General features: G+C 53.2%; 11 protein-coding genes, 1 tRNA gene and 1 pseudogene. All 13 read left to right on the top strand.

Annotated elements, in window-relative coordinates; translation table 11 throughout:
* Window positions 1-35: 35 nt before the first annotated feature.
* On the top strand, window positions 36-1,013 hold the full coding sequence (locus Q2J34_RS02570; RefSeq protein WP_300969197.1) for a YitT family protein: 978 nt from the start codon (window positions 36-38) through the stop codon (window positions 1,011-1,013).
* An 18-nt stretch (window positions 1,014-1,031) separates the two neighbouring features.
* Entirely contained in the window at window positions 1,032-1,418 is a 387-nt protein-coding gene (locus tag Q2J34_RS02575; protein WP_300969198.1) for a DUF2752 domain-containing protein, read from the top strand.
* A gap of 17 nt (window positions 1,419-1,435) precedes the next feature.
* A complete protein-coding gene (locus Q2J34_RS02580; RefSeq protein ID WP_300969199.1) occupies window positions 1,436-2,533 on the top strand; it encodes a phosphatase PAP2 family protein in 1,098 nt (365 codons plus the stop codon).
* Between the two features lie 789 nt (window positions 2,534-3,322).
* Entirely contained in the window at window positions 3,323-5,785 is a 2,463-nt protein-coding gene (locus Q2J34_RS02585; protein WP_254654955.1) for an outer membrane beta-barrel family protein, read from the top strand.
* A pseudogene (locus Q2J34_RS02590) lies at window positions 5,751-5,936 on the top strand (RteC domain-containing protein); the annotation flags it as partial. The gene Q2J34_RS02585 and the pseudogene Q2J34_RS02590, both read left to right, overlap by 35 nt.
* A 394-nt stretch (window positions 5,937-6,330) precedes the next feature.
* Window positions 6,331-8,010, top strand: coding sequence for a putative transporter (locus Q2J34_RS02595; RefSeq protein WP_300969200.1), 1,680 nt, complete (start codon window positions 6,331-6,333; stop codon window positions 8,008-8,010).
* A 3-nt stretch (window positions 8,011-8,013) separates the two neighbouring features.
* Window positions 8,014-8,817, top strand: coding sequence for an LPS export ABC transporter ATP-binding protein (gene lptB / locus Q2J34_RS02600; protein ID WP_300969201.1), 804 nt, complete (start codon window positions 8,014-8,016; stop codon window positions 8,815-8,817).
* A gap of 168 nt (window positions 8,818-8,985) precedes the next feature.
* Window positions 8,986-10,857: a methylmalonyl-CoA mutase small subunit gene (mutA, locus tag Q2J34_RS02605; protein ID WP_300969202.1), complete on the top strand. Its 1,872-nt coding sequence runs from the start codon at window positions 8,986-8,988 to the stop codon at window positions 10,855-10,857.
* 24 nt (window positions 10,858-10,881) lie between these two features.
* Complete coding sequence (gene scpA / locus Q2J34_RS02610; RefSeq protein WP_293964298.1) at window positions 10,882-13,038, top strand: methylmalonyl-CoA mutase; 2,157 nt, start codon at window positions 10,882-10,884, stop codon at window positions 13,036-13,038.
* A 494-nt stretch (window positions 13,039-13,532) separates the two neighbouring features.
* A tRNA-Lys gene (locus Q2J34_RS02615) sits at window positions 13,533-13,605 on the top strand.
* A gap of 160 nt (window positions 13,606-13,765) precedes the next feature.
* Window positions 13,766-14,623: a deoxyribonuclease IV gene (gene nfo, locus Q2J34_RS02620; protein ID WP_298889804.1), complete on the top strand. Its 858-nt coding sequence runs from the start codon at window positions 13,766-13,768 to the stop codon at window positions 14,621-14,623.
* A gap of 6 nt (window positions 14,624-14,629) precedes the next feature.
* On the top strand, window positions 14,630-15,232 hold the full coding sequence (locus tag Q2J34_RS02625) for an L-threonylcarbamoyladenylate synthase (RefSeq protein WP_298889802.1): 603 nt from the start codon (window positions 14,630-14,632) through the stop codon (window positions 15,230-15,232).
* Window positions 15,233-15,254: 22 nt separating this feature from the next.
* Window positions 15,255-17,636, top strand: a complete 2,382-nt coding sequence (locus tag Q2J34_RS02630) for an Ig-like domain-containing domain (RefSeq protein ID WP_300969203.1) — start codon at window positions 15,255-15,257, stop codon at window positions 17,634-17,636.
* Window positions 17,637-17,697 lie beyond the last annotated feature (61 nt).

Below are 17,697 nucleotides of genomic sequence, written 5' to 3' on the forward strand. Positions count from 1 at the left end.
TATTCCATCTATCTCTAGAAAACAAATCATATAGTATGACTCAAGCTTTAGCAGTTCCCAATAGTAATCGAGCGAAAGCGTGGTACTTCGTCCACGACTTCTTTTTTATCGTACTCGGTGTCTGTCTCTATGTACTCGGCTGGGCGGGCTTCGTCCTCTCGCAGGAGATCGCTACGGGCGGACTAGCGGGTGTTACGACCATCATACAGATCGCTACAAATATCCCCGCCTTTATCCCTTATAACATCATCAACGTCGGGCTACTGATTGTTTCGATCATCTTCTTAGGATGGCGTTACTCCGTCAAGACCCTCATCGGGGTCATCCTGATGGGTATAGCCATTCCTATCGGTCAAGCTCTTTTTGGAGATCCTAATACAGAGGTGTACCACAATCTGAGCCACTGGCTCACAGACAACATACCTAATGTAGGGCCTCTGCTCAGAGAAGAGCGCTTTATGGCGGTTATCATCGGTGGTATCCTGTGCGGTAGTGGCCTCTTTCTGGTCTTCCACGTGAATGGCAGTACGGGTGGTACGGATGTCATTGTATCCCTCTTTAACAAGTACACAACGCTCTCACTGGGGCGCGCTATGATCCTGATCGATGCGACGATCGTGACCACCTCTTACTTTGTCAATGTATATATATCGGGCAAAGATCCACAGCTCGGTGCCGAGCTACTCACCTTCTCAATCGTGGAGGTAGTCTTCTGCGCTATGACGCTCGACTACTGGACCAATAGCAATAAGCACTCGATACAGCTCTTTATCTTCAGCAAGAAGTACAAAGAGATCAACGAGGCTATCACCCAGCGCCTGCACCGTGGCTGTACACTCGTGCATGCTGACGGAGGCTACTCGCAGGAGGAGATGCGTATCCTCATGGTAGTCACCCGCAAGGCTCAACTACAGAGCATCAATCGTATTATCAAGGAGATCGACCCCGATGCGTTCGTCTCGGAGGGGACTGTGCATGGGGTCTACGGACGAGGCTTTGACAATCTGAAGTAAAGTCAACGCCGAGGCGATATGCCCGCAACGAACGGACACAATAAAGCACTGCTCGCTCTATTAGGCTGTATGCTGGTAGGGGGAGTGGTGCTTTACTTATATACCCCCGAGAGCCTGCAGATACCGCGCTGCCCCTTCCTGCAGCTCACGGGGTGGCAATGCCCAGGCTGTGGCTCCATGCGAGGCATTCACGCATTGCTCCATGGCGACTTAGGACGGGTGCTACAGCTCAACGTCCTGCTCATCCCAGCTCTGATCTACTTTGTCCTCCTCGTGATGTTGGAGCTGACCCGTCCTCATAGTTTGCGAGCTGAGAGACTCTACCGCCGCTTCTCAGGCCGTACCGCCAGTTGGATCATCTTTGCGATCATCGTCGCATGGGGTATAGGTCGTAATCTGATCTAAGACAACTTTAGAGCTCTATGCGACGTCTTACGCTTCTTACCCTCGTCCTCTTACTCCTCCTACGCCCTTGTAACTGGACAGTGGCGCAGAGTAACTCATCAGATACACTAGCCCTTTCGCTAGATACGCTAGCTCCTTCGCCCGATCCCCTCAGCGTGCTACTCCCTGGAGCTCTCTTTGCGGCATATCCACTACATCATAGTGATGTAGCTATCCGTACGACTCGTCACTCACTCCTAGGTACTCGCTGGCGTAATCACTACGACGACCACATGCAGTTTGCCTCCTATGGACTACAACTGGCTATGCGCTGTGGTGGCGCCACGGGACGCTCTCGCACATGGGGTGAGATGCTGACAGCCGATGCTATAGGTGCCCTAGGAACCGCCACCATCGTCCTATCAGTCAAAAGTGGGGTACAGCGCATGCGTCCCGATGGATCTACGGCTAATAGCTTTCCCTCGGGACACACCGCGACAGCCTTCCTCGGAGCCGAGCTTTTTAACCTAGAGTATGGTGCCGACTACCCGCTGCTGTCTCATCTGCAGTACCTCTTTGCCACTTCTGTCGCATTCGGACGCATGGCCAATAACCGTCACTGGTACTCTGATGTCCTCTGGGGCGGACTCATAGGAGTTTCGATGGCACATGTGGGCTACCTCATGAGCGATCTCATCTTCGGGCGCTACACGCCAGCTGTAGGTCGAGAGATCCCAGACGACTACTTCTACCTATCACTCCTGTGCAGTCGCCACTTGTCGGGCGGTGCTGGCTGTGTCGGCGCGCAGCTTGGCTGGCAGACCGCTTCTCTCAACTATGCTGCAGAGCTCTCACTACGACCTGACAAGGAGCACCCCACACTCCATGGCGATCTCCTTGTGGGTGTGCCCCTCTACCAGTGGCGATACTTAGAGCTACGACACAGCTATGGCCTCGGTATCGGCTACGACAAGGCTGCGGGAGAGCAGAGCTATGCTCATCTGCAGGCAGGTCTCGAGGCCTATCCTCGACTACGCTATCTTGACAAGCTGGGACTCTTCCTCCGGCTCCACTGCGAGCCTTATCGTCAGAGCTACTTGACGCTAGGAGTCTCGCTACGTCATCGCTACTTGTGACCTGGAGGGGGAAGGTAACTCCTCCTCGCTGGCCCTTACGTGCAGCTCATGACAGAGCTATTATGATGCGTCAGCCCTGTCTGGACAAAATTAGACGCTGGCTCGTTGCAATAATTTAGAACTGATTACATATTGAGACGGCGCAATGTCGGGGAAAAGCGATCCCCACGTGGATATTTCGAAATCCCCACGTGGAGAATAAAAAATTCCTCGGAGGAATGAAATGAAACTTCGGAGGAATGAAATGAAACTTCGGAAGAAATGATTCGCCTCCACGTGGAAAAAGAAAAATATCCACGTGGAGATTTGAGATTCCCCACGTGGATATTCGAGAAAGGAGGGAATCGGACGAATTTCCCCGTAAAGATATGTAAATAGAGATTAGAGGTTAGAGATTAGAAGTTAGAGATTAGAAGCTAGAGATTAGAGATCCGATCACTCTGATAGCTCCGATGGTTCCGATAGCTAACAGCCAATAGCTAACAGCCAACAGCCAATCCATGGGTGGCACATTTATATATAGTGAACTCATCTATGCCTTGCTTGTCGCTATGTGTAGCTCATGACAGAGCGATTATGATGCGTCAGCCCCGAAGTGAAAGCGAAAAAAACTAGGCTATAAAACTCCCTATGAAGTTTTTTCCTACATTTGTAACCGTGTTGCACTTGACACTAGAATGTGCGGAAAAATAAATGCATATGAATAATTTGGTTTTTATTTTTTTTTTGCTGACTACAATGGTGATTACACATAGTATGACCACCTTTGCACAACAGAAATCTATAGAAATGCAACAAGTATCTGGCTCCGTATTGATGGCGACCAATCGCAGCCCAGTACCCTTTGCCAACGTCCACGCCATCACTCAGCGAGGTGAGCAGCTCGACACGCTCAGCCAGGTGAGCGACCACATTGGCCGCTTCATCTTCACCTTAGAGGAGGGGCGCGAGTACCGCTTCGTAGCCACCTTTATCGGGATGGAGTGCCAAGAGGTAACGATACTTCCCGAAGAGTACGGCACCGATCGGCCCGTAGTGATCCTGATGCAGGAGAGCACTACTGAGCTGGACGAAGTGCGGGTCGTAGCCGCCCGTCCACTCTTCAAGGTGGATATAGACCGCATAGCCTATAGTGTCAAGGACGACCCCTCGGCTCAGAGCTCTACCCTCCTCGATATGCTGCGCAAGGTGCCACTCGTGACCGTTGATGGGCAAGACAATATACAGGTCAAGGGTTCCTCATCCTTCAAAATCTATATGAACGGCAAGCCATCCAAGATGATGGATCAAGACCCCTCCACCGTGCTACGCTCCATCCCCGCCTCTCTGGTGCAGAACATCGAGGTGATCACCGACCCCGGCGTGAAGTACGATGCTGAGGGAGTAGGTGCCATCCTGAACATTGTGACCGAGAGCAAGGAAGAGATGGAGGGACTGGCAGGCTCTGTGACTGTAGGCACCCACTACACCAACAAGAAGGTAGGCGGCAATGGTAGCCTATCCTTGACTGGCAAGAAGGGGAAGTTTGGCTTCAGCGGCTCGTACAACTTCAACTACATGCCCCACACCACGCAGACCGTCCTAACCACCCGCACCTCCGACGTTGCGCTCAGCCATTCCGATGCCAGTACTGGCAACAACGCCAAGGTACACATGGGCAACCTATCCGCCTCGTACGACATTTCGCCCCGCGACCTCCTCTCGGCGAACCTCTCCCTGATGCGGGTCAACAGCCTATCCCTCTCCAAAGTTACCAGCCACGACTACGCTCCGCAGGACCTTACTATGGCTGCCCCCATCAGCACTACCACGTACGACTCCTCCACCAAGTCGCTCTACAGCACCATCGAGACCTCGGTGGACTACCAGCACTCCACCGATCTGCAGGGCGAGCTGCTCACCCTCTCCTACCGCTATGCTGGCAACCCCACAGAGGCTGATGAGCTAATGAGCATAAACTATCTCATACCCACTGAGCGACTACTCCAGCAACAAACTATCAACCGAGGCAACCTCCACGAACATACTGGACAAATCGACTACGTACGCCCCTTCGGGCAGATGCACACCCTCGAGACTGGTGTGAAGTACATCGCCCGCCTTGGCAATACAGATCCCACCTACCTATTTCGTGTAGGAAGTGAAGGCGAATGGAACTCAGGAGGAGCCTTCGACCAGAAGATTGCCTCAGCTGGAGCGATGCGATACCGTCAGCAGATCATCGGAGCCTATGCCTCTTATGCTCTTCATGTTGGAGTCTTTGGCTTCAAGACGGGCGTGCGTGGGGAGTATGGACTAAACAATATCTATTACCCAAACAATCCATCGGACAACTTCAAGAACCAGTTCCTCGACTGGGTGCCAGAGGTCAATCTCTCGTACAACTTCTCACCAACGCAACAGATCGGCTTCGCATATCGCTTTAATGTAGCACGTCCCAATATCATGCAACTTAATCCGACACGCAATCAAGGAAGTCCCTATGAGATCCAGTACGGGAATCCCAACTTGGAGAATGAGCATCGCCACTCGGGCACACTTTCCTTCAGCACCTTTAGCAATCGATTCATGCTACAAGCATCGCTCATCGGTCAACTATGCAACAATGCTATAGGCGTCTACAACTTCGCAGACCCCTCGAATCCTAAACTGATCCACTTCACTTGGGGCAATATCGGGCGCAACTGGAGCACCATCCTCACACTCTACAGTTCCTACATGCCTACCCTCTGGCTACGCATCATGGGAGGAGGGATGTATGGCTATCACTCCTTCGAGTCCTTTGGCAAGATCAACAGCACTGCGAACATCTATGCATGGAAGAATGGAGGCTGGGGCGGCCAGTTGTGGTTTCAGGCTATGTTCACACTCCCCAAGAGTTGGTCTGCCACCCTCTCAGGAGGCTACGTACAGCAAGGTGTAGCACTCAATATGGACAACTACAACCTCTGGTGGAACAACGTCAACATCAGCAAGAAATTCCTCAAGGATCTCCTCACCGTAGGTGCCTACGTGCAGAACCCCTTCACGCCTGTAATGAGACTAAACATACATGGGCATGGACCAGGCAATAACGTGACAACTATAGTCTCTCGCAGTAACTTCAGCGTCGGCATCAACCTAACCTACAACTTCGGTCAGATGAAACAGAACGTTTCGAAGGCTCGCCACACAATCGTCAATGACGACCTCAGTACAGGAAGCAACAACACGAATGGTCAAGGTGGCGGAATTACGGAAAGTGTTAAGTAAAGCTCAAAAGGAAGTAAAGACTTGCTACGACGTATATATGAAGCTTCGGAAGGATGACAACCGCACCCATTTCCTCGATGAACTCCGAGAGAAACTCAATAAGAGTATAGTGGAGAGTGACCTGAAAGGTGGCAAGTTCAAAAAGCGGTAAATCAAAAGGGAGATATTCCGGTATTTCGGAATACCACCCTTCATTCTTTCTTTGATAAGTACTTCCAACTTCTTGGCTAGATCATCGGATGTTGAAAGCAGTTCCTTATTACCCTAAACACTGCCCACAAACAGAAAAAAGGAGCAGTAAAACTTCAATGATAACAAAGAAGAGTTTAAGTTAAATCAAAGAAATTGTGCCTGTTAGCAATTCAATTATAGATAACTGCGTACTTATGTTGCTGACCTGGAATGTGCGAAGTTAGTCGTATGCGCTGTTAATCTGATTCTGTGTATCTTTGCGCAACTATTGGGACGTTTCGTCTAGACGATGTGCGCTCCCGTCTGCTAGGCTCCCCAAGTAGGGGGCTGACCTACTATTTCTAAATACATGTATGGATAGTCTGCGAGCTTTTCTCAACGAACTCTTCGTAATACCATCGGTGCCTCAATCGATTATTGTGATCTCACTAGTCTCTCTGGTGGGATTGCTCTTGGCTCGTATTCGTATAGCCCGTATTTCACTGGGGGTGACTTTTGTTTTCTTCGTCGGTATCCTGCTCTCTTACTGGGGTATCACGCTAGAGGCGAGGACGCTAGACTTTGCGATGAACTTTGGGCTGATCCTCTTTATCTACGCCCTCGGTCTTCAGGTGGGACCAGCTTTCTTCCCCTCACTCAAGAAGGGTGGCATACGGGACAACATCGACTCGCTCCTCATTGTGCTGGTCGACTTGGCATTCGTCGTGGGACTCTTTTTCGTCTCGGAGCTACCCATCAGTCAGTGGGTAGGCATCCTGTCGGGTGCTACGACCAATACACCTGCGCTAGCTGCGGCTCAGAGTAGCTTGCCAAGCGTCGGGACTGAGGGGCAAAGCATGCTGGCTGAGATGGCGCTGGCGTGTGCAATCACCTATCCCTTTGGTGTGGTGGGTGTCATACTAGCCCTCTATGTACTCGCCCCCTTAGCCAAGAAACGTGCCAAGGGGCAGTCTGATGATGAGGAGCATGCTGCTTTCTTTAGCGAGTACGAAGTGAAGAATATGGGGGTGGTCGGCAAGACTATCTCGGAGGTTTCACGGGTTGCTGAGACGCCTTTTGTGATCAGTCGTATATGGCGTGACGGTAAGGCGCTGTCTCCCGACTCCTCGACACAACTACTAGAGGGTGATCGCCTGCTGATCGTTTCGGACGAGCGGGAGGTGCCTCGGCTGGAGCTATTCTTTGGTAAGAAGGTGGAGAAGGATTGGAACCGCTCCGACATTGACTGGGATAGTGTGGATCAGAGTCTCGTATCGAGGCGACTCGTACTCACACGCAAGGAGTACAACGGCGTGCGCCTTAGTGCTTTGCACCTGCGCAATGACTACGGGGTCAATGTGACACGTATCGATCGTGCGGGCATCGAGCTGCTCACATCGCCCGATCTGCACCTGCAACTAGGAGACCGCATGACCGTGGTGGGGACCAAAGAGGCTACCGATGCTGTTGCAGCAAAGATTGGCAACGAGATCAAGGACTTGGATGCTCCCAACTTGTTGGGGCTTTTCATCGGCCTTTTCATCAGCGTTTTCGTTGGTATGATACCTTTCTATATCCCTGGTGTGAGCTTGCCTATACGACTGGGGCTGGCTGGTGGCGGTATCATCATCGGTATCCTCATGGGAGCCTTCGGGCCTCGTATGCATGTGACCACTTACATCACCAATAGTGCCAGTCTGCTGGTGCGACAGCTGGGACTGATCCTTTATCTGGGCTGTCTGGGACTCTCGTCGGGTGCTGGCTTCTTTGACATCCTCTTTAGCACACGTGGCTTGGTATGGCTCGGCTATGGTGCCTTGCTGACGGTGCTCCCGATCCTGCTGGTCGGCTGGTATATGCTACGTCGCAAGCGGGGTGACTACGCCATCATGTGTGGTGTGGTGTGTGGTAGCATGGCGAACCCGATGGCTCTGGAGGTGGTCGGCGACAGGCTGAAGGGCAGCAGACATACGGTCGCTTACGCCACGGTTTATCCGCTCGGCATGTTCGTCCGTATCATCACCGCACAGCTACTCATCTTACTCTTTGTATAGCTTATGACAGACACTATAGATACCGCTGAGGCACTCTCGCCTGATCGCCACAAAGGTGAGACGGGGCTCTTGCGTACGGAGCATCTAGTGAAGCGCTACCGTAGTCGTACGGTGGTCAACGATGTCTCTATCGAGCTACGCCAAGGGGAGATCGTCGGACTGCTAGGCCCTAATGGTGCGGGCAAGACGACCACTTTCTATATGACGGTGGGACTAGTCGTACCTAATGGGGGTAAGATATTTCTCAATGAACAGGATATTACGAAGCTCCCGGTCTATCAGCGCGCCCGTCTCGGGATCGGCTATCTAGCGCAGGAGGCGTCGGTCTTTAGAAAGCTTTCGGTAGAGGACAATATCAAGGCGGTGCTAGAGATGACACCACTCACACCGGAGCAGCAGCACGAGAGACTGGAGACACTGCTCGATGAGTTTGGACTTCACAAGGTTCGCACCAATCAGGGTAATAGACTCTCGGGAGGTGAGCGTAGACGTGTCGAGATAGCTCGCTGCCTTGCTATCGACCCTAAGTTTATCATGCTCGACGAGCCCTTTGCAGGTGTCGACCCGATTGCTGTGCAGGACATACAGTCTATCGTAGCTAAGCTCAAGCAGCGCAACATCGGCATCCTGATCACCGATCACAATGTCAATGAGACGCTCAGCATCACTGATCGTGCCTATCTGCTCTTTGAAGGCAAGGTACTCTTTCAGGGTACGGCCGAGCAGCTCGCTGATAACGCTCTCGTGCGTGAGAAGTACCTCGGACGCGACTTCGTCTTGCGTCGCAAGAGCTTCGCTGATCTATAGCCTTTGGCCCTATTGTTGTGATGACAATAGGCACTGGTGACGCTCTATTGAATAGAAATAGTTATCTTTGCGGGTAGCAACACGGTCGACTAGCTTCTATCGGATAGGAGAGAGTCCTCATTGTTACACCTTTGCGTAATCAATTCACACAACACACACATATACGATATGGCAAATAAAAGAGAACGGCTCTTTGGGGATTTTCCCCCCGTAAGCAAAGAGCAGTGGCTGGAGAAAGTCACAGTCGATCTCAAGGGTGCCTCCTTTGACAAGCGGCTCGTATGGCGTACGCCTGAAGGCTTTAACCTACAGCCTATGTACAGACGCGAAGACATTGCTCAATATGCCTCACGTCTAGCACTACCTGGTGAATACCCCTACGTGCGATCGACGAAGCTAAACAATGAGTGGCTCGTACGCCAAGACATTAAGGTTAAGGATCCCGCCGAGGCGAATGCTAAGGCTCTAGATATACTCAATAAGGGAGTCACCTCCCTAGGGTTCAACATCTCTAAGACGATCCTCTCTGCCGAGACCCTAGAGACACTCCTGAAGGGAATAGACCTGACGGCCGTCGAGATCAATCTCTCAACCTGTATCTCCCGTACGGTCGAGCTGGCAGAACTCTTCGTTGCCTACGTGCAGAAGCATCAGATCGACGGTGCAGCCGTAAGAGGTGCTATCGAGTATAACCCCTTCAAGCGAGAGCTGGTGAAGGGCGTCGTCGACAACAAGCGCTACGACACGCTAGAGCAGCTCTACAACATTGCCAAGCCTATCCCACAGATGCGCCTTTACATCGTAGAGGCCTCGATGCTGAGCAACGCTGGCGCAGGTATCGTCAAGGAGCTCGCCTATGCACTCGCGTGGGGCGCTGAGGTGCTCGACCAAATGGTGGCTCGTGGTCACAAGGTCGAGGAGATCGCTCCGAGGATCAAGTTCCACTTCGGCATCAGCTCGAGTTACTTCATGGAGATGGCCAAGTTCCGTGCGGCACGCTGGCTATGGGCCGAGATTATCGGGGCGCATGGTGACCAGTACAAGGGCGATGTGGCTAAGATCTGCCAGCATGCTACCACTTCGCAGTGGAATATGACCATCTATGACGCTTATGTCAACCTGCTCCGCTCGCAGACGGAGACCATGTCGGCCGCACTGGGCGGTGTCGACTCGATCACGGTCCTGCCCTTCAACATTGCTTACGAGGAGAGTACCGACTTCTCCGAGCGTATCGCACGCAATCAGCAGCTCCTTCTGAGCGAGGAGAGCCACTTCGACAAGGTTGTCGACCCGGCTGCTGGTTCTTACTACATAGAGACGCTGACCAATGTGATCGCCGAGCAAGCTTGGCAGCTCTTTGGCGAGATCAGTGCTAGCGAGGGCGGGTTCGAGAGCTTTGTCACCACAGGCGCACTACAGCATGACCTCCAGGAGGCCAATACAGAGCGTCACGCAGCGGTCGCAAAGCGCAAGGAGACCCTACTAGGTACCAACGAATTCCCGAACTTCACAGAGACTGCTCACGAGAAGCTCGCGACGCCCGCTGTCATCACGACGGGGTGCGGTTGCTCTGCTGGAGAAAAGCAGGAGGGTCTACAGCCTCTCAACTTTGATCGTGGTGCTAATCAGTTTGAGGAGCTCCGCTTGACGACGGAGCGTGGCAAGCAGCCTGTCGTCTTCATGCTGACGATCGGTAATCTAGCCATGAGACTCGCTCGCTCACAGTTCTCGGGCAACTTCTTCGGCTGTGCCGGTTACAAGCTCATCGACAACCTCGGCTTTGAGACAGTCCAAGAGGGTATCGACGCAGCTGTCGCTGCTAAGGCAGACATCGTGGTGCTCTGCTCTAGTGACGATGAGTATGAGACTTACGCTCCTGAGGCATTCCGTCTACTCGACGGTAGAGCGCAGTTTGTCGTAGCGGGCAATCCCGCCTGTACGGAGCAACTGCAGGCTCTCGGCATCGAGCACTTTATCCATGTCCGTAGTAACGTGTTGGAGACTCTACAGCACTTCAACGAGCTCTTTGGACTAGCGTAGTAACCCTCTAAGAAACACACACAAATGACAAAGCCATTATATAAAGAGATTGACCTGAGTCACTCTCAGTTTGGACGCACCGATGCCGCTAAGTGGGGCAAGGAGCATGCTCTAGAGGCGAACTGGACTACGCCAGAGCAGATCAAAGTCAAGCCAGTCTACACGGCTGACGATATAGAGGAGCTAGAGCACCTCGACTACGTGTCGGGTCTGCCCCCCTTCCTTCGTGGCCCGTATAGCTTGATGTACCCGTTCCGTCCGTGGACCATACGTCAGTACGCTGGCTTCTCAACGGCTGAGGAGAGTAACGCCTTCTACCGTCGTAACCTAGCAAGTGGTCAGAAGGGACTATCAGTCGCTTTCGACCTCCCGACACACCGTGGTTACGATGCTGACCACCCACGTGTCGTGGGCGATGTGGGTAAGGCGGGCGTCTCTATCTGCTCGCTGGAGGATATGAAGGTGCTTTTCGATGGTATCCCGCTAGCCAAGATGTCTGTCTCCATGACGATGAATGGAGCCGTCTTGCCTGTCCTCGCTTTCTACATCAATGCTGGACTAGAGCAGGGTGCTAAGCTCGAGGAGATGGCTGGTACCATTCAGAACGATATCCTCAAGGAGTTCATGGTGCGCAACACTTATATCTATCCGCCTGAATTCTCGATGAAGATCATCGCCGACATCTTTGAGTACACCTCGCAGAAGATGCCTAAGTTCAACTCTATCTCCATCTCCGGCTACCACATGCAGGAGGCTGGTGCTACGGCCGACATCGAGATCGCCTTCACCATCGCCGACGGTATCGAGTACCTCCGCGCTGGTATCAACGCAGGCATCCCTGTGGACAAGTTTGCGCCACGTCTCTCCTTCTTCTGGGGTATCGGCGTCAACCACTTTATGGAGATCGCTAAGATGCGTGCCGCACGTATGCTCTGGGCTAAGGTGGTCAAGAGCTTTGGTGCTGAGAATCCTAAGTCGCTCATGCTCCGCACGCACTGCCAGACCTCTGGATGGTCGCTCACCGAGCAGGATCCCTACAACAACGTGGGGCGTACCTGTATCGAAGCTATGGCAGCAGCCCTCGGTCACACGCAGTCGCTACACACCAATGCACTCGATGAGGCGATCGCCTTGCCGACCGACTTCTCAGCTCGTATAGCTCGTAATACGCAGATCTACATCCAGAAGGAGACGCAGGTCTGCCGCTCTATCGATCCATGGGGTGGCTCCTATTATATAGAGACCCTCACGGACGAGATCGCTCACAGAGCTTGGGAGCATATCCAAGAGGTCGAGAAGATCGGTGGTATGGCCAAGGCTATCGAGACTGGTCTCCCCAAGATGCGTATCGAGGAGGCAGCCGCACGTACGCAGGCTCGTATCGACTCCAACCAGCAGGTGATCATCGGTATCAATAAGTACCGCCTAGAGCACGAGGATCCGATAGAGATCCTAGAGATCGACAACACCTCCGTACGTCAGAGCCAGGTAGCTCGTCTAGAGGACCTACGCGCTCATCGTGACGAGCAGGCTGTACAGGCTGCTCTCAAGGAGATCACCGAGTGTGTACGCACCAAGCAGGGCAACCTCCTCGAGCTGGCTGTCAAGGCAGCAGGTCTACGTGCCTCGCTAGGCGAAATATCCGATGCTTGTGAGGCAGTCGTCGGACGATACAGTGCAGTAATTAGAACGATCAGTGGCGTGTATTCAAAAGAGTCAGGACATGACAAGCAGCTGGAGTATGCCAAGCAGCTTGCCGAGGAATTTGCACAGCGTGAGGGGCGTCAGCCTCGTATCATGATAGCTAAGATGGGACAAGACGGTCACGACCGTGGTGCTAAGGTCGTAGCCACTGGCTATGCCGACTGCGGCTTTGACGTCGATATGGGTCCTCTCTTCCAGACTCCTGAGGAGAGTGCTCGTCAGGCTGTCGAGAACGACGTCAACATCCTTGGCGTCAGCTCACTGGCAGCAGGACACAAGACGCTCATCCCGCAGGTCATCGAGGAGCTACGCAAGCTCGGACGTCCTGATATCATCGTCACCGCTGGCGGTGTTATCCCAGCTCAGGACTACGACTTCCTCTACAAGGCAGGCGTGGCAGCTATCTTCGGCCCAGGCACACCTGTCGCCTACTCAGCTGCTAAGTGCCTCGAGATACTCCTCGGCAAGGAAGCGTAACGCGACGGATTATATCAATCCTGATTACTAACGATAGCCACGTGGGAAATGTCACATCCCCACGTGGCTATCGTTCATTCTCCACGTAGGGGAGAAATAAAACTTCGGAAGAATGAAATGAAACTTCGGAGAAGTTTTTCCTTTCCCACGTGGAAACTCCAAAACCTCCACGTGGAGATCGAGCTTCTCGTACGTGCGACGAGTACTGTCGGGACACACGAAAGTGACTAGTCGTTGAGGCATTGAGTTTATTTGAGACTGTTGCAAAAATCAACAGGCTCTATTTGTAGGGAGGCTCGCAGTATCCAAACCATAACAGTCTATATTTATGGAGGATAGGTCCTCGGACTCAAGTGCGAGAGAAGAAGACTTGGAAGAAATTTCAGCTCGAAGCAAAAAAAAGTGGGGCAAACGCTTGCAGTGTTCAGAAAAAGTTGTACCTTTGCATCACGGTTCAGGAAGGAAGTCGCTGGTGACTCGCCTGAATGAGGATTGACTTCGTAGCTCAGTTGGTAGAGCAACTGACTCTTAATCAGTGGGTCGAGGGTTCGAGCCCCTCCGAGGTCACAAGTGATACATCACTCTTATGAATAGCTCCTTGCAGTGCGCAGGGAGCTATTTTCATTTTGGGGATTTACGAAGTCGAGGCTAATCGGAGGAGAGGATAGCTCGCTGCTTTTTCTGTATCTTTGCGAGAGTTAGGGTTATACGACTAACTGTTTTCATCATGAGCTATACCAAACATCCTAATAAATATATCGGAGCGCATGTGAGCGCAGCTGGTGGCGTGGAGGAGGCTCCTCTGCGTGCTGGCGAACTGGGCGCGCGTGCCTTCGCATTCTTTCTCAAGAACCAGCGGCAGTGGAATGCTAAGCCCTACACCAAGGAGCAGATCGATGCTTTTATCGCCAACTGTGACCAGGTGGGCATACAGCGCGAGCATATCCTACCTCATGCGAGCTACCTATATAATATAGGTAATGCGGATGCTGCCAAGCGTCAGCGCAGTCGCCATGCGATGATCGATGAGATGCATCGCTGCGAGCAGTTGGGGCTGAGCTTGCTCAACTTCCACCCAGGGAGTCACCTCAAGGAGATCTCTGAGGAGCAGTGTATGGAGTACATAGCCGCTGAGATGAATGCTGTGCTGGCCGAGTCGGAGGGAGTTAAGCTGGTCTTGGAGAATGTGGCAGGTCAAGGGACCAACGTGGGCTACACCTTCGAGCAGCTCGCCTACATCATCTCGCTCGTTGAGGATACTAGCCGTGTGGGTGTCTGCATCGACACAGCGCACACGCTGGCGGCAGGCTATGAGATACGCACGGCCGATGGCTACACGGCTATGTGGCAAGCCTTCGACGATATCATCGGCTACGACAAGCTCTGCTCCATTCATCTGAATGATAGCAAGAAGGATTTGGGCACTCGTGTGGATCGTCATGAGTCTATTGGCAAGGGCTTTATGGGTACAGAGCTTTTCAAAATGCTGATGGACGACCCACATCTAGACAACATCCCGATCGTCCTAGAGACGCCCGTGCCTGAGCTCTGGGCGGAGGAGATCGCTTACCTCTATGCGCTCTAATACACTATGCTAACGAAGATCTATGCGGACACCCCCGACTACGCTGTGGTGCGTGAGGTGGTCCAATGCCTGGAGAGTGGCGGAGTGATTATCTACCCTACAGGTGTAGGCTATGCGCTTGGTTGCTCGGCGCTGAAGAAGCGTGCCGTGGAGCAGGTGTGCCAGATCAAAGGGGTAGACAGCAAGCGTCACACCTTGGCGATCATGTGCCAAGACCTAGGCGAGGTGGCTCAGTATGCTAAGCTGGGAGACGATACTTTTGCTCTGATGAAGTCGGGCGAGTACGAGCCTGCTACCTATATACTGCCTCCGACGACGACGCTCCCGACGCCTTTTCGCCAACGCAAGGAGGTGGGCGTGCAGCTCTGCAAGCATCCCGTGACACGCATCATACTGGAGGAGCTGGAGGAGCCGCTCCTGACGGGCTCGCTGCCAGACCTGCCAGAGGGATACGACACGAACTACCTGACCGACCCTGAGCTCATCGAGGAGTACTATGGGCATTTGGTGGACCTGATCATCGATGGAGGTGTGGCTCCTGGTGGTCATGGGGCGATCATCGACTGCACGGGCGATACACCACAACTGCTCCGAGAGGGAACTATCTAAAGCTATATAGCCACCACCATATATGTCTCATCCGCACCAGCAGCTCTCCACGCTTTTAGTTACCTTCCTGCTCCTTATCCTAGGAGCTGTGGGATGTGCCAAGCAATCTTCGCCAGAGGGAGGACCCTACGATATGACCCCGCCTCGTGTAGTGCGTTGCACGCCTGAGGAGGGTAGTACGCATGTTACGTCGCATCGTGTGCGCATCACTTTCGATGAGTACATACAACTTGAGCGAGGCGAGGATAAGGTGATCTATTCACCACCACAGCGCATTCCGCCGAAGGCTTTGGTCAATCAGAAGCAGCTGGTCATCACGTACCAAGATAGCCTCATCGCGAACACGACCTACACGATCAACTTCAATCGTGCTATCAAGGACTACAACGAGGGTAACTACATCGAGCAGTATGTCTACGCCTTTAGTACTGGCGATTATCTAGATACGATGCAGGTGGCGGGTCAAGTACTCGATGCCTACACGCTACAGCCGGTGCCGCGTATCCTAGCGGGTGTCTACGCGACGCCACTCCCTGTGGATACGCTAGACCGTCCGATGACCCGCATGACTTATACGGACGATCAGGGGCGCTTTACCCTAGAGAACGTACGAGACGGAGCTTACTACGCCATCGCGCTCATCGATATGGATCGTAGCTATAGCTACAACGCTCCGAACGAGAGCTTTGCGATCACGCCCGACAGCTTCCGCACCGAGGTGGTACACCGCTCGGCTCTCATGCCCGCCAAGGAAACAAAGGAGACAAAGGTGGACTCGCTTCGAAATACGGCCGACTCGTTGCAAAGTGTAGCCGACTCGCTGGGAGCGTCTGCAGATAGTTTGCTCTCTAAGGGGAACGAGCCTACAGCATCGGCAGACAGTACTGCGGCGGCGACAGACAGCGTCTCGCCTTACGTCTACCTGCCTAACGATCTGGTGCTCCTCTTGACACGTCCGAAGACGAATCTTATCCGTCTCGAGCGACTTACGAGACGTGACTCGATGTCGCTCATGGCGACTTTTACAGAGCCTATTGATACGCTGCCACAGCTTACGATCCTCTCGCCAGACTACCTGACGACCGCCACGAGCTACTATCCTGACCTCTCGACAGATCGTAAGAGTCTCGTCTACTGGCTCTCGCCTCACGACTCACTGGCAAGAGACTCCGTGGTGGTGGCATTTGCCTATCCTACGACTGACTCGATAGGTAGTCCGATCAATAAGCTCGACACGATGACGCTACAAGCACCTAGAGTGCAGGTTGCTAAGGCTAAAGCTAAGCCAAAGAAACAACCGAAGATAGCCACACCTCAGACGGCTAGCGACAGCCTCACTCAGGCGAGTGACTCCACCGCTCTAGCGGATCCAAAGAATGATCCGAGAGCTGTCACGCTCCTTTCGCTCGATGATATCAACAAAGAGACGTCCCGTGACTCCCTCTGGATTAGCTACGATGTGCCGATCCTGGGCATTGACACGACCTTGGTACAGCTCGCTAAGTTGGTCGATTCGGTACCACAGCCTATCTCCTGTCAGTTAAGACCTGACAGCATACGACGCTGTCGATGGCTGGTAGACTTTGCCAAAGAGCCTGGGACTACTTACCGACTCACCGTAGATACCGCTGCCATAACGGGACTCTATGGTGGTGTCAGTGCTCCGGCACAGAAGGATCTCAAGATCGCCTCTGCGGCCGAAGTGGGTTCTCTCGCAGTCACGCTCACAGGCTACCCCACGGAGAGTCCGCTCTACGTCTACCTACTCAGTAGTAAAGAGGAGGTGCTGGCGACTGCTCAGCCCGATAGTGCGGGCTTAGTCACCTTTACGGAGCTAGCTCCTGGAGCTTACTTCCTCAAGCTCTATGTGGACCTTAATGGCAATGGCGCTTGGGATGGTGGCGTCTACCCAGTGACTCCTCCTGAGCCTGTGCGCTATCTGCCTCAGACGGTGAATGTACAGGCGCGCTTTGCCACGGAGCAGAAGTGGGCATACGATGGTACGCCCCTAGCAGAGCAGCGCCCGAAAGAGCTGGAGGGAGATAAGCAAGCTGAGGGAGAAGGCAGTCGTGCTAACACAGGCACAGAAAAGCGCGATCTCAACGTCGAGTATGCGCAGCGTATGCGAGAGCGCTACGGCAAGCGCTGGAATCCGACAGATCGTGAGCGTAAGATCATGGGACTCCCCTCACGTGCCGAGGAGCGAGAGGCGCGAGCGCGTGGCGAAAATGTAGAGATAGGCGCTCCTCCTAAGGAACAGGAGAAGGGGCAAGACAACAAGCAGGGCAAGACTCAGACGCAGCCCTTCGGCACTGGAAGTGGCTCGCCTCTTCGTAACAATCCGACCACAACACGGCAGTCTGCCGGCAACCTACAAGGTCGCTCCCAGACGATCACTCGCTAAATACTGCTGTCCGGTAAAAGCTTTTTGAGGGGGGAATCGAGTAGATCTTCCTGCAGAAATG

The organism is Porphyromonas vaginalis, from assembly GCF_958301595.1.
GTDB lineage: Bacteria > Bacteroidota > Bacteroidia > Bacteroidales > Porphyromonadaceae > Porphyromonas > Porphyromonas vaginalis.